A 12,944-nucleotide genomic window follows, 5' to 3' on the forward strand; every position below is an offset into this window, starting at 1 on the left:
CCGCGCCTGCGGGAGGAGCCTCTCGCTTAGCGACTCCCCGCCCCGCTCACCCGCGTCACCGCCGCATTCTGCCGGTTTTCCCACAGCACGGTCAGCCCACGCTGCAGCGCGATAAAGATAAACAGCAAAATGCCGATGGCGATTTTCGTCCACCATGAGCTGAGGGTGCCGTCGAAGTTGATGTAGGTCTGAATCAGCCCCTGGATCGCCACCCCGAACAGGGTTCCCAGCACGGTGCCAACGCCGCCGCTGAGCAGCGTGCCGCCGATCACCACCGAGGCAATGGCGTCCAGCTCCACGCCGACGCCTGCCAGCGCATAGCCCGCCTGGGTATAAATGGAAAAGACGATCCCGGCCAGCGTCGCCAGCCCGGTGGAGAGCATATAGATACGGATTGTGGCGCTGCGGGTGGAAATCCCCATCAGATTCGCCGACGTCGCGTTGCCGCCGATGGCATACACCTGATTGCCGAAGCGGGTGCGGTGGGCGACAAAAATACCGGCCACCACCACCAGCAGCATCAGCAGCCCCATGGCGCTGAGGCGTCCGCCGCCGGGAATGGTCCATGCCAGCCCGGACAGGGTGTCATACACCGGGTGGTTAATCGGAATCGACTCCTCTGACACCAGATAGCTCACGCCGCGCAGGAAGAACATGCCGGCGAGGGTGATGATAAAGGCCGGGATCTTCAGGGCGTCAATCAGCAGCCCCATAAACGCGCCGAAGGCGCAGCCCATCACCAGCACCAGCGGAAACGCCACCAGCGGTGATATTCCCCAAAAGCCAATCGCTTTGGCGAGAAAGACGCCGGTAAAGGCGATCACCGACCCGACAGACAGATCGATCCCGCCGGAGAGGATCACGAAGGTCATGCCCACGGCGATGATCCCGAGGAAGGCGTTATCCGTCAGGATATTGCAGATCACCCGCGTCGAGGCAAAGCCGGGGAATTGCGTCAGGCAGTAGAGATAGCCCAGCACAAACACCGCGAGGGTGATCATCAACGGTAAATTACGTTTTATCATGGCCGCGTACCCCTTTCAGTAAACCGATAAAGCGCGGCGACTGGACAATCAGTACGCACAGCACCACCACCGCTTTCACCACCTGGTTGAGCTCCGGCGGGAAGCCGGAGAGCAAAATCCCGGTGTTCATGCCCTGGATAATCAGCGCCCCCACCACCGACAGCAGCAGGTTGAATCGCCCGCCCATCAGCGAAGCGCCGCCGATGACCACCGCCAGAATGGCGTCCAGCTCCAGCCATAGCCCGGCGTTATTGGCATCCGCGCCGCGAATGTCCGCCGCCACGATGATCCCGGCGATCGCCGCGCAGACGCCGCTCAGGACATAGGCCAGCATCACCACGATGCGGGTATTAACGCCGGCGTTTTTCGCCGCGCGGATATTGATCCCCACCGCTTCGATAAACATGCCCAGCGCCGTTTTACGGGTAAACAGCCAGAACAGCAGCAGCGTAGCAGCGGCGACGATCACTGGCGTCGGAAACAGCAGAAACGATCCGCTGCCAAGCCACGCCAGCGCAGGGGAATCAAAGGTGACGATCTGCCCGGCGGTGATCAACTGCGCTACCCCGCGTCCGGCCACCATCAGGATCAACGTCGCCACAAAGGGCTGGATCTTAAGGACCGCCACGAGGATGCCGTTCCACAGCCCGGCCAGCGCGCCCGCCGCCAGCGAGGCCAGCAGCACCACCGCCAGGCTGTGTCCGGCGACGGTCATCGAGGCGGCCGTCGCGCCGGCAATCGCCATCACCGCCCCCACCGACAGGTCGATTCCGCCGGTGGCGATCACCAGCGTCATGCCGATGGCCAGCAGCGCCACCGGAGCGGCGCGGTTGAGAATATCGATTGGGCTGCCAAACAGGCGGCCATCCTGGAGCACCACCTGATAAAAATGGGGCGCCACCAGGCTGTCGACCAGCAGAACCAGCAGCAGAGCAATGATCTGCGGGGTGCCCTTCGGCCAGGTGAAGCGTCGCTTCTCCGGGCCGGTTTGCGAAAGAGATCGAGGCATCATGAGTTACTCCTTATGCCGCAATAGCGTTCATGATCGCCGGTACAGAGAGCTCGGCGAGCGGGATCTCGGCCACCTGCCGGCGATCGCGCATGATAATGACCCGATCGGCGTAACCCACCAGCTCCTCCAGTTCAGAGGAGATGACCAGCAGCGCCAGACCATCGGCGCAGAGGGTTTCAATCAGGCGAATAATTTCCGCGTGGGCGCCGACGTCAATGCCGCGGGTCGGTTCATCGAGGATCAGGAACTGCGGTTTGGTCAGCAGCCAGCGAGAAAGTAATACCTTCTGCTGGTTGCCGCCGGAGAGAAACTCGATCGGCTGCTCCGCGCTGGGGGTACGGATCCCCAGCTGGCGAATAAAGCGCTCGGCGATCTCGTTCTGTTCACGCCGGGGTATCGGCCGCAGCCAGCCGCGCTGCGCCTGCAGGGCGAGGACGATATTTTCCCGCACCGAAGCGGCGGCGATAATGCCGTCGGTTTTGCGATCCTCCGGACAGAAGCCGATCCCGAGGCAGGAGGCCTGATGCGGAGAGCGCAGGGTTTGCGGTTTGCCTTTGATCCATGCCTTCCCGCTGTCCGCCGTTTTAATGCCGAAGATCACCTCGGCGGTTTCAGTGCGTCCGGAACCCAACAGGCCGGCGAGGCCGACAATTTCGCCCGGACGGACCTGCAGGTCGAACGGGGCGATGGTGCCTTTCTTGCCGTAGCCTTCGAACGCCGCCACCGGCTTATCGCTCAGCAGGGTTCGGCCCGCCCGCTGCAGGGCGTTGTGGTCCAGTTCGCGGCCCAGCATCATTTTCACCAGCTCAATCTGCGGCAGCTCGCGGGTCTCTCGGCAGCCGACGAAGCTGCCGTTGCGCAGCACGGTAATGCGGTCGCTGACCGCATAGACCTGGTCAAGAAAGTGGGTGACGAAGATCAGGCTGACGCCGTTATCCCTGAGCTGGCGCATCAGGGTAAACAGCATCTCCACCTCCTGGGTATCGAGGCTGGCGGTGGGCTCGTCGAGGATCAGCACCTTGGCCGACAGGTCGATAGCCCGACAGATAGCGACGATCTGCTGCATCGCTACTGAAAAGCGGTTCAGCGGCTCGCGCACATCGAGGGAAAAGCCATAGGAGGCCATCAGCGCCGTCGCCCTGGCCTCCATCTCTTTACGCCGCAGCAGGCCAAACCGCCGCGGCTCACGGCCGATAAACAGGTTGTCCGCCACCGACATATTCGGCAGCAGGTTCACTTCCTGATAAACGGTGCCGATCCCCAGCTGCTGGGCATGGGCGGTATTTTTCGGGGAAATGGCCTGGCCTTCCAGCCAGATGGTGCCGCGATCGGCATGGTAAACGCCGGTAAGCGCTTTGATCAGCGTCGATTTTCCGGCGCCGTTTTCGCCCAACAGGGCCATGATTTCGCCGCGCCGCAGGCTAAAGTTGACGTTATCCAGCGCCTTAACGCCGGGGAAGAATTTACTGAGTCCTTCGGTGCGAAGGATCTCCTGGTGTGCCTCGGCGCTCATAATCGATATCACCTTCAAATGATGTCAGGTTGCCCCGGTTCGCGCTCTGCTTGCCGGGGTTACTGGAACGCTGCCTGTTACCCTCTCCGCTTGCGGAGAGGGCCGGGATGAGGGGCTAGCCACTCAGTAGCCCATATTTTTCTTCTTCTCTAACTCTTCTTTCGCCGTATCCGGCAGATACAGCGTCGATTTGGTAATGGTCAGCTTCTCCGGCAGGGTGCCGTCTTTTTTGTATTTCTCCAGCGCATCAAACGCCGGGCCGGCCATATTCGGCGTCAGCTCGACGCTGGCGTTGGCTTCGCCGGCGATCATCGCTTTATAGATATCCGGCACGCCGTCGATGGAGCCGGTCAGAATATCTTTGCCCGGCTTCAGACCGGCTTCTTTAATGGCCTGGATGGCGCCGATGGCCATATCGTCGTTATGAGCGAATACCATGCAGATGTTTTTGCCGTTATTCTCAGCCTTGATAAAGCTCTCCATAACCTCTTTCCCTTTGCTGCGGGTGAAGTCGCCGGACTGAGAGCGGATGATTTTGATATTCGACGCTTTGGCGATGGCGTCAGCGAAGCCTTTCTTACGGTCGATGGCCACGCTGGCCCCGACGGTGCCCTGCAGTTCCACGACGTTACACGGCTTACCGTCGACGGTTTTCACCAGCCAGTCGCCAATCAGCTGGCCTTCCAGCACGTTGTTGGCGGTCACGGTGGTCATGTAGAGATCTTTATCTTTCACATCAATGGAACGGTCGAGGAGGAAGACCGGTATCTTGGCCTCTTTCGCCTCTTTCAGCACCGGCTCCCAGCCGGTGGCCACCACCGGCGCAATGAAGATCGCGTCAACCCCCTGGGCGATAAAGGAGCGCACCGCTTTGATCTGGTTTTCCTGTTTTTGCTGACCATCAGCGATCTTCAGCGTAATACCGCGCTTGGCGGCTTCCTCTTTCGCGACGCTGGTTTCCGCCGCACGCCAGCCGGATTCAGAACCGACCTGCGAAAAACCTACGGTTAGCGGGGCAGCTATCGCCATAGACGACATAGCTGCGGAAACTGCTGTGACAAGAAGTAAGCGCTTCCACATAAGGGTATCCTCGTAGGGTTATTGTTGGTTAAAGTCTCACCTGCGGACAAACTATAGACAATCGGTGATGTAACTGAATGCGTTACATCACACTTCAAAAAAGTAAATGAGATGTTAATGACAGCCCAATAGCCCAGCGGAGAGCGGATAAGGCTTAGCGGGGAGCGCGGCAGCGGCGGTTTGTGACGTTTTTTTGAGCAGTTTGATAAATCAATCACATGCAATGAAAACGGTTACATAAATTTATTCATGATGTGGCTATGTTTATGGATTTTCATGTCATTATGGCGTGCAAAATTCAGAGCACTCCGCGGCGAGATCGGAAAAAAGAAGCGAAGACATTCGATGTGAGTTGGCTATAATACCGAGCACTTGTTTGCCATACATTTTAAAGGAAACAGACATGAGCTTACTCAACGTACCTGCGGGCAAAGATCTGCCGGAAGACATCTACGTCGTGATCGAGATCCCGGCGAACGCAGATCCCATCAAATACGAAGTCGACAAAGAGAGCGGTGCACTGTTTGTTGACCGTTTCATGTCCACAGCGATGTTCTATCCGTGCAACTACGGCTACATCAACCACACCCTCTCCCTGGACGGCGACCCGGTTGACGTGCTGGTCCCGACTCCGTACCCGCTGCAGCCGGGCTCCGTGATCCGCTGCCGTCCGGTTGGCGTTCTGAAGATGACCGACGAATCCGGTGAAGATGCGAAACTGGTTGCCGTACCGCACACCAAGCTGAGCAAAGAATACGATCACATCAATGATGTGAACGACCTGCCGGAACTGCTGAAAGCCCAGATCACTCACTTCTTTGAGCACTACAAAGATCTGGAAAAAGGCAAATGGGTTAAAGTCGACGGTTGGGACAACGCGGAAGCGGCGAAAGCCGAAATCGTTGCCTCTTTCGAGCGCGCTAAGCAGAAGTAATTCTGTCTCAGGCAGGGTCATCCCCTGCCTGATTGCGGCACGGATTGCCGCGATAACACCATGGAGGGTGTCCCGTGAAAAGCGTTCGCTATTTCACTCTTAACTTTTCTGGCTTCACGACCGCCGCCTCTGAAAAACAGGGGTATCTGCGCCTTATCGCCGGCGAGCATGTCTTTTATACCGATAAACGCTATTTTAACGACCCCGCACTTTTTGACCGTCTGAAGATCAATCAGCCCCTGCATCTTGGCGCCCGCCGCCTGGACAACGGCAGTTACTGGATCCACTGGCTCAGCGATGGCGAAACGCTCCTTGAGCCCAGTCAACACGTAAAGCGCTGGGCCCGGCCACTGCTGTTTATCAGCCTGCTGACGCTCATCGTCACCCTTATCCCGCTCCTGGTGAGCGCCTCGGAATGGGGTAGGTTCGGCTGCGGCATTATCGCGATACTGGCCTTCATCGCGCTGTTAACCGGGCTCTACGAGCGACTGTTCCACCCGGCGCTAAAACGGCACCCCGCCATGCGCGATCTGCTGGCGAAGATGGCGCTGGCCCGCCGACGCGACGTCTCCTTTTGCCAGCCGCTACCCGCCACGACGCAAGCCCTCCGCCAGTCGGCAATGCCTTTTACGCAAGTCCTGCCGGAACGCTATGCCGCTCAGGCAGACATCATCATCGACGCCCACTTTAAGAAGTGGTATGCAGGCAATCCAACCCGGGAATATCACGGCCTCGGGATACAATGCGGTTCCCTGCCGCTGGCCTTCTGGTGGCAGGCAGGCTGCGCTAATTTCGCGCTGCATCCGGTGTTTTACCGTTGTCAGCCGCCGTTTCTTGCCACCGGCGCTCGCATCCTCGCCGTATACGAGCGCGACAGCCGGGCGATCCATGCGCTATACAATGCCAGCGACGGCGCGGCTTATATAAAAAACCATCCGCTCTATCCTGGACGCCGACAGCTGTCGCTGCTCTATTACCTGTTTTACGGCCTCGCGCTGGTGATGTATCTGTTATTTCTCGGAGTAGAACTCGTCAGCGCCCTTCAGTTAGGCCGGCGCGTCTGGTGGCAGGTTCAGGATTCGCTGGACATGCTGTCCTTATTGTTACTCTGTTTTGGTGGGGTACTGGCGGTGCTGGAGCTGATAGGCCCAACGGCCTGGTTATTGTCACACCGGGTGGCTGACTGGCTGAAGCTGCGATCGGCGATGCGGCGTTACCTGCGGGGGGCTGCCCCTCCTACCACGCTCGAGGAGGTCATGTAATGTTTAGCACCCCAACACGACGATTATTATTCCTCGCGCTGACGACGCTGGCTTCCACAGCGTGGCTGGCGAAGGATTATCTTCCGCTCTGGTAAGAGGTAGGCGCAGAAAAAAACAACGCCACCCGAAGGTGGCGCTGTCATGGTTAATACTGGTCGCGATCCAACCAGTTGCCGTTCGCTATCAACGTACAACCCTCAACGGAACGTTGATAGACATACATCCATGCGCTGCCGTAAGGCGTCTGAATCAGGTGGCGCGCATACTCGCCCCCCTTGGTGCGGAGCGCATCCAGTTCGGCCAGCGTCGATGCATCAATACGATAAACTTCACCATGTACTGTGCCTTCGCCGGGCACCGCGCCTGGATAGTGGCCCAGGCTGTACAGCTGATAATCGTCGACACTATGAGCGCCCAGCCACTGGGCGTTGGTCATCCAGTGGCTGTTGCCTTGTTTGCGTCGTAAACTGCCGTAAACAAATATTCGCATTGCTAAAACTCAAACTGATAGAGCAAATCGAGCGCCTGGTCGATGCCAGACACCGCTTCCACATATAGCTTAGGCATCAGGCGATAACGTAAAGTCAGCGTCGCCAGGGAATCGAAGATACCGACCCCGTATTTTACCTGCAGACCCGGCAGTACATAGCCGCTGACCACCACCTGGGAAGAGTCGCCTACCCCTTCGGTGTCCAACGCCAAATTGCTTACGCCAAACGTCTCGCCGATTTTACCCACAACCTGACCACTTTGTGCAACCCCCATACCAATAAGCATTGAGGTCATCGCGGCGCTATCGCTCTGTCCGCTGCTCAAACCCTGGCCGCGCAGCAGATAAGACAGCGCTTCCTGCTGGGACATAACCGGGTCAGAGAAGATCTCCGCTTTCGGCTGATCGGCGGAGCCGGTGACGCGAACGCCGGCGATCACGTCGTCTTCGGTGGCATCCGGGTTACGAATTGCTTCGATATTCAGTAATGGCTGATCCGGCGGACCGGAGAACAGCAGCTCCCCTTTGCGCACAATCAAATCCTGGCCATAGGCGTGGAAGCGGCCGTCCGGAATATTGATCTGCCCGTTGAGTCCCAGCCCCTGCTTGTCCTGCGCCACTTTCAGATCGCCGGTCAGACGCGCTTTCAGACCGAAGGCTTCCAGACGAACGTTGTTGCCGACGTGAATGGTCAGGTTGCTGTTGATCGGGATCCCGGCGCTCTGCTGATTAATCGGCTTGAGGTTTTTGTCGAGCATCACTTCATCAGAAGACACGCCAACCGCGCTCTCCGGCACTTCGTTGACCACGATCCGCGCCCAGGGCACATCCACCTTGCCATCGAGGTTGAACAGGCTTGGCGTGGCGGTAAACACCACGTCCGGCGATACATCGAGACGGACCATCGGCGGCACCGTGATCCGCACCCGGCTGCCTTTCGCCGCAATTTGCGCCCGCCAGTTATCGATCTGCGTCCAGTCGGCGTTGCCGCTGAGGGCGATTTGCCCCTGACGGGTGTTCACCGTCCCCTGCAGGGTCGAGCGCGTGCCGTTGAAGTTCATCGCCAGCTGGCTCGGCTGCATATCAAACGGCATAAAGTTGCCGTCGATATCCACCCCGCTTAACTGCATCTGGCCGAACAGCTGCGGACTTTTCACGTTGCCGCCCAGGCGCAGACGGGCGTTGAGCCTTCCCTCCGCCTTTTCACCGCGGGCGAAAATCGGGTTGATCATCGCCAGCGAGAAGTTGCTGATATTGACGTTGCCGCCGAGGTTACGCCGCCCCTGCGGGTCGGTGACCTGCACCTGCCCATCCAGCTGGCCATTGTTGGTCAGGCGGATAAGCCAGCCCAGCTCCGCGCGATTGTTGTGCAGATCGGCGCTGAGGTTCAGCGTATCGAACGCCACCGGCAGCGGGGCGTCATTGACCACCTGGGTCACTTTGACGTTGCGCCCGCTGAGGGTCACTTTACCCTGCGGCAGCCCCTCCTTGGTGGTGTCCCAGCTGACATCGGCATTACCGGTAAAGACGCCGCTGGCCTGGGTCGCCTCCGGCATAAACGGCTTGAGCATCGCCAGGTCGAAGCGGTTGAGATTCACCCGCGCCCGCCCGCTGGCGCCTGCGTCAATGGTCTCAGGCACGCAGAGCTCGGCGTTCGGGTTGGTCCAGCAGTGTGGCCCGATGCTGATTTTCTGCTCCTGGTTGCGGTAGTCCAGCGCGATACTGCGCGTCAGCGCCACCGGCCCCACCGGCGTCTGGAAGCGGGTATCGCTTAGCGCGCCTCTCCAGCGCTCGGCCTGACGATCGAAGCTGCCCGCCAGCGCCAGCTGGCCGGAAACCGGATCGCCCTGCACCCGCAGCCGCAGCTCATGCTGCTTCTCAGTACCTTTGGCATTGAGCTGCACCAGGCGGATATTCACCCCCGGCTGGCTGATGCGATCCACCCGTACGTCCAGGTTGCCGCCAATCTGATCGGTGGATTTCACATCCCCTTTGACGTTGACCTGGGCGATGGTCAGCTCCTGCCAGCGCAGCGCTCGGGCGGTGATGTCCGCCAGCAGTTGCGGCGCATCGACAGTGCCGCGCACTTTCACCAGCCCCTTCGCCGTCCCGCCGAGCCCCGGCAGCGCATTATCCAGGTGCGGCGCATCGATGGTGGCGTCGAGATTCAGATCCTTCACCCCCAGCTCGCCTTTGATATCGGCGCTGTTCGGGCCTAACGCCAGATGCAGCCCCGGGATTTTCCACTGCAGATAGCTGTTGCCCTGCAGCGAGCCCGAAACATCCACCTTGTTCTGTTTCACGTTGCCGGTAATTTTCAGCTCCGGCACCGACATCTGCCAGCTGCCGCCGTACAGGCTGCCCTGGGTCTTGATCCTGCCATTGAGCTTCGATGGCCAGTCCGGCACCTCTTTGGCGGTGTTGATGCCGTCGAGGGTCAGCTCGCCGCGCCAGCTGATCGCCTGCTGCCAGTCGAGGAGCGCTTTCAGCTCGGTTTTCCCTTCCAGGGCATTGACCGTCAGCTTGTCGAGATTGATCTGCCGCTCATTGCCTTTGGCGTTGAGGGCGATTTTCGCCGGCGGCAGCGACTGGCCTTTCACCGCGGTGGAGAAGGCCAGCGCATAGTCGGTCATTTTGCCGCTGAACTTCAGCTGGACGTCGTCGGCCTGGAACTGCTTCTCGCCGCTGAACGGCCAGGCGAGCTGCTTACTCTTCAGCTCCATATTGAGCGGCAGCCCGGCCTCCGCCAGCTGCGCGTCCGCCCGCAGCGTGGCCGCGACCGGCCCGCTTAAGTCCACTCCGACCTTAAGCGTTTTACGTATCTCGCCGCCCACCTTCAGCTGCACCTTCTCCCCTTTCATCGGGTCGACGTTCAGCGTTCCGGCGAGGGTGATGTCTACCGGCCAGTTATCCTGTAGCTGGGCGCTGCCCGAAGCGCTGACCTTGCCCTGATCGGAGTCGATGTCGAGGGCGTCGAGCTTCATCTGCCCGTCGATACTGCTGACTTTCAGCAGCAGGTTGTACACCGTGATATCGGTATCGCCGGTGAGACGCAGCTGCTCGCCGCGGAACGCCTGAATGTTGAGGTTCAGCGGCAGGTGCACATCGGTCATTGCCGGCAGTACCGGCTGCGAGAAGAGGTCGGTCATCGTCTCGCCGAGCGGTTTCTCCTGCGGTCGCGGGTTGTCGATTTTCGGCTCGACCACCTGCTCCTGCGCCACTTTCGCCACCTTCGGCAGAGCGATCAGCAGCCCCTGCAGCGAGGTCGGCGTCAGGGTCAGGTTTTTCTCCTGCCAGTTCAGGCCGGTGGAAAAATCGCGCACGGAGACCGCGGTATCGTCGATTTTGACGTTGACGTTATGCAGCGCGACGCGGCTGAGGGCGATCGGATAAGGGGTGGAGAGATTCAGCGGCCCGCTGTCCTCTTCCTCGACCGGCGCAGAGGGCGGCATCTTCTTCGTATCGACGGCGACGTAAATATCGCGCAGCGAGATGTCGTTTACGCACAGACTGCTGTCCCACAGACAGCGCAGCCTGACGCTGAGATGAAACTGGCCGGCGGTCACCGCCACGCCGGGCTGCTCATAGCGGACATTATCAAGGGTTAAATCACGCCAGCCGCCGGTCACTTTGCCGATTTCCAGCCCCGGCACCCAGCGATCCGCCGCTTTGAACACCAGATGCAAGCCGGTGGTGGTGCCCACCAGGAACCCGACGGTGCCCAGCAGGAGAACCAACACGATTAATACGCCGAGGCTTATCTTCTTCCATAAACTCATAATTCAGGCCCCAGACCGATGTAAAACTGTAAACCATGCTCTTCTTTGTCGCCGATTGGCCGGGCGATATCCAGCTTGATCGGCCCCACCGGCGACTGCCAGCGCACGCCTACCCCGGCGCCGGTTTTGAAATCACTCTCGCGAATATCGCTGACCGCTTCGCCGCTATCGACAAACACGGCGCCCCACCACTTGCCACTGACGTTGTACTGATATTCCAGCGAGCCGGTGGCCAGCTTCGAGGCCCCGATCAGCTTGCCGTCATCGTCCTTCGGCGAGATGGATTTGTATTTATAGCCGCGAATACTGCGATCGCCCCCGGCGAAAAAACGCAGGTCCGGCGGCACCTTGTCAAAGTTGTCCGCTTCGATCCAGCCCAGGTTGCCACGCACCACAAAGCGGTGGCGGTCATAGAGGGTACGGATCCAGACGTCCTGAGCCTGCATCACGATAAAGTTGATGTCCGAGCCCCACATGGTGTTGGAGTAGTCCACCGAGTAGCGCTGCGAATCGCCCCAGGTAGGCATCAGGCCGCCGCGGGAGCGAGTGCGGTTCACCGAGACCCCCGGGTAAATCAGCATGGTGGTGTTGGTGACGTTCGCCTGGGTAAAGTGGTCCAGGCTCCAGCGCAGGTTAATCGCCCGCTGCCAGCCGCTCGACATCTCCCAGAAACGCGACAACCCCAAGGTGGTGGAGTCGGCCTGGGTGTCATTGAGATCGGTACGCTTAAAGCCGCCCTGCATCAGATAGTACTGCTCGAGCGGGCTCTTGAGCAGCGGGACTTTATAGGTGAAGTCAAACTGCTGCTCCGGGGCGGAGAGGCTGACGCTGGAGGTCAGGCTGTGGCCATAGGAGTTCATCCACGGTTTTTTCCACGTGGCTTTCACCCGCGGACCGACGTCTGTGGAGTACCCTACCCCGGTTTCCACGGTGTTCTCTTTGCGTGGCGAGACAACGCCCTGCAGAGGCAGCACCTTGGTTTTCCGTGACTTAGCAAAATCAGGCGCCACCACCACCGAACTGAACCACCCGGTCGCCGCCAGGCGGCGGTTTAGCTCGGCCAGGTCCTGCGAGGTGTAGTAGTCGCCCTCTTTAAACGGCACGAGGTTTTGCAGGTATTCATCGCGAATTTGCGATCCGGAGAAGGTGACGTGGCCAAAGCGATAGCGTTCTCCGCTGTCGTAATCGATATCCCAGAACGCCTGATGACGGTCGAGGGAGACCCCAAGCTGGCTTTTATTGAACTCGCTGTCAAAGTAGCCTTTGCGCAGGGCGACACGGGTCAATGAGCTCTTGAAACCGTCGTAATCGCCGTGGTTGAGCACCGTCCCGATGGCCGGGCGGGTTTTCAACAGCGCCAGATAGTCGCTGTCGGTGCGGGCGCCGCCGCGCAGAATCACCTCGGTTCCGCCAATGCGTACCGGCTCACCTGGGGTCACTTTGGCGATCAGCACCTGACGGCCCCTTTTCGGCGGCGGACGCAGATCAAATTCAATCGTCGGCTCGTAATATCCCAGCGCTTTCAGACCTTCGCGAATGGCGTCATCGACGCGCGCGCGAAAGCGACGATCCGGCGTGACCTCATCACTCTGGATGGTGGAAAGCTGGGCGCGAACGTTTTTCTCCAGCTCTCCGGATAATCCCTCAACCTGCAAACGCACATTCGCTGCGCTGGCGACCCCGCTGACCAGCAAAAGGCTGGTGACACATAACTGGCGGATTTTTAGCACATTTTCTCCTGAATATCCCTGTTTCCCCCTACAGGAAACACTGGCGCCGCTCCACGGCTTAACAAAACCCTAACAACTTAGGGTTGAAAAAGTGGCAATAACCCAAATAATTCTTATGT

The 12,944-nt window shown here is 59.4% G+C and carries 9 protein-coding genes; 2 read left to right on the top strand and 7 right to left on the bottom strand.

The window, feature by feature from the left end; all coding sequences use genetic code 11:
• Positions 1–26: 26 nt before the first annotated feature.
• The 4 genes from yjfF to ytfQ form a co-directional block, all read right to left on the bottom strand.
• A complete protein-coding gene (gene yjfF, locus ACLH1I_RS18670) occupies positions 27–1,025 on the bottom strand; it encodes a galactofuranose ABC transporter, permease protein YjfF (RefSeq protein WP_002886825.1) in 999 nt (332 codons plus the stop codon).
• Positions 1,012–2,037, bottom strand: coding sequence for a galactofuranose ABC transporter, ATP-binding protein YtfT (gene ytfT / locus ACLH1I_RS18675; RefSeq protein WP_004206491.1), 1,026 nt, complete (start codon positions 2,035–2,037; stop codon positions 1,012–1,014). Before ytfT ends, yjfF begins: the two co-directional genes overlap by 14 nt.
• Positions 2,038–2,047: 10 nt before the next feature.
• Positions 2,048–3,550: a galactofuranose ABC transporter, ATP-binding protein YtfR gene (gene ytfR / locus ACLH1I_RS18680; protein ID WP_008807146.1), complete on the bottom strand. Its 1,503-nt coding sequence runs from the start codon at positions 3,548–3,550 to the stop codon at positions 2,048–2,050.
• A gap of 123 nt (positions 3,551–3,673) precedes the next feature.
• Positions 3,674–4,630, bottom strand: coding sequence for a galactofuranose ABC transporter, galactofuranose-binding protein YtfQ (ytfQ, locus tag ACLH1I_RS18685; RefSeq protein ID WP_002886769.1), 957 nt, complete (start codon positions 4,628–4,630; stop codon positions 3,674–3,676).
• A 403-nt stretch (positions 4,631–5,033) separates the two neighbouring features.
• Between ytfQ and ppa the strand changes: the two genes are divergently transcribed.
• Positions 5,034–5,564 carry an inorganic diphosphatase gene (gene ppa / locus ACLH1I_RS18690; RefSeq protein ID WP_002886766.1) on the top strand — a complete coding sequence of 177 codons (531 nt, stop codon included), beginning with the start codon at positions 5,034–5,036 and terminating at the stop codon, positions 5,562–5,564.
• Between the two features lie 74 nt (positions 5,565–5,638).
• Positions 5,639–6,826 (top strand): hypothetical protein, encoded by a 1,188-nt coding sequence (locus tag ACLH1I_RS18695; RefSeq protein ID WP_198079901.1) that lies wholly within the window; start codon positions 5,639–5,641, stop codon positions 6,824–6,826.
• A 145-nt stretch (positions 6,827–6,971) separates the two neighbouring features.
• Here ACLH1I_RS18695 and ACLH1I_RS18700 read toward each other — a convergent pair whose 3' ends face one another.
• The 3 genes from ACLH1I_RS18700 to tamA are packed head-to-tail and all read right to left on the bottom strand — an operon-like array spanning position 6,972 to position 12,825.
• Positions 6,972–7,316 carry a gamma-glutamylcyclotransferase gene (locus ACLH1I_RS18700; protein WP_002886724.1) on the bottom strand — a complete coding sequence of 115 codons (345 nt, stop codon included), beginning with the start codon at positions 7,314–7,316 and terminating at the stop codon, positions 6,972–6,974.
• A gap of 2 nt (positions 7,317–7,318) precedes the next feature.
• Positions 7,319–11,095: an autotransporter assembly complex protein TamB gene (gene tamB, locus ACLH1I_RS18705; RefSeq protein WP_151629297.1), complete on the bottom strand. Its 3,777-nt coding sequence runs from the start codon at positions 11,093–11,095 to the stop codon at positions 7,319–7,321.
• Complete coding sequence (gene tamA / locus ACLH1I_RS18710) at positions 11,092–12,825, bottom strand: autotransporter assembly complex protein TamA (RefSeq protein ID WP_043519304.1); 1,734 nt, start codon at positions 12,823–12,825, stop codon at positions 11,092–11,094. Before tamA ends, tamB begins: the two co-directional genes overlap by 4 nt.
• Positions 12,826–12,944: the final 119 nt, after the last annotated feature.

It is taken from the genome of Klebsiella sp. 1SOBk10mer, from assembly GCF_046602535.1.
Classification (GTDB): Bacteria; Pseudomonadota; Gammaproteobacteria; order Enterobacterales; family Enterobacteriaceae; genus Klebsiella; species Klebsiella quasipneumoniae.

What these genes read in the sequence shown, in the direction of transcription:
- tamB (WP_151629297.1), bottom strand. Translation starts at nt 11,095, where the DNA reads ATGAGTTTATGGAAGAAGATAAGCCTCGGCGTATTAATCGTGTTGGTT.
- ytfT (WP_004206491.1), bottom strand. Translation starts at nt 2,037, where the DNA reads ATGATGCCTCGATCTCTTTCGCAAACCGGCCCGGAGAAGCGACGCTTC.
- ytfR (WP_008807146.1), bottom strand. Translation starts at nt 3,550, where the DNA reads ATGAGCGCCGAGGCACACCAGGAGATCCTTCGCACCGAAGGACTCAGT.
- ytfQ (WP_002886769.1), bottom strand. Translation starts at nt 4,630, where the DNA reads ATGTGGAAGCGCTTACTTCTTGTCACAGCAGTTTCCGCAGCTATGTCG.
- ppa (WP_002886766.1), top strand. Translation starts at nt 5,034, where the DNA reads ATGAGCTTACTCAACGTACCTGCGGGCAAAGATCTGCCGGAAGACATC.
- yjfF (WP_002886825.1), bottom strand. Translation starts at nt 1,025, where the DNA reads ATGATAAAACGTAATTTACCGTTGATGATCACCCTCGCGGTGTTTGTG.
- ACLH1I_RS18700 (WP_002886724.1), bottom strand. Translation starts at nt 7,316, where the DNA reads ATGCGAATATTTGTTTACGGCAGTTTACGACGCAAACAAGGCAACAGC.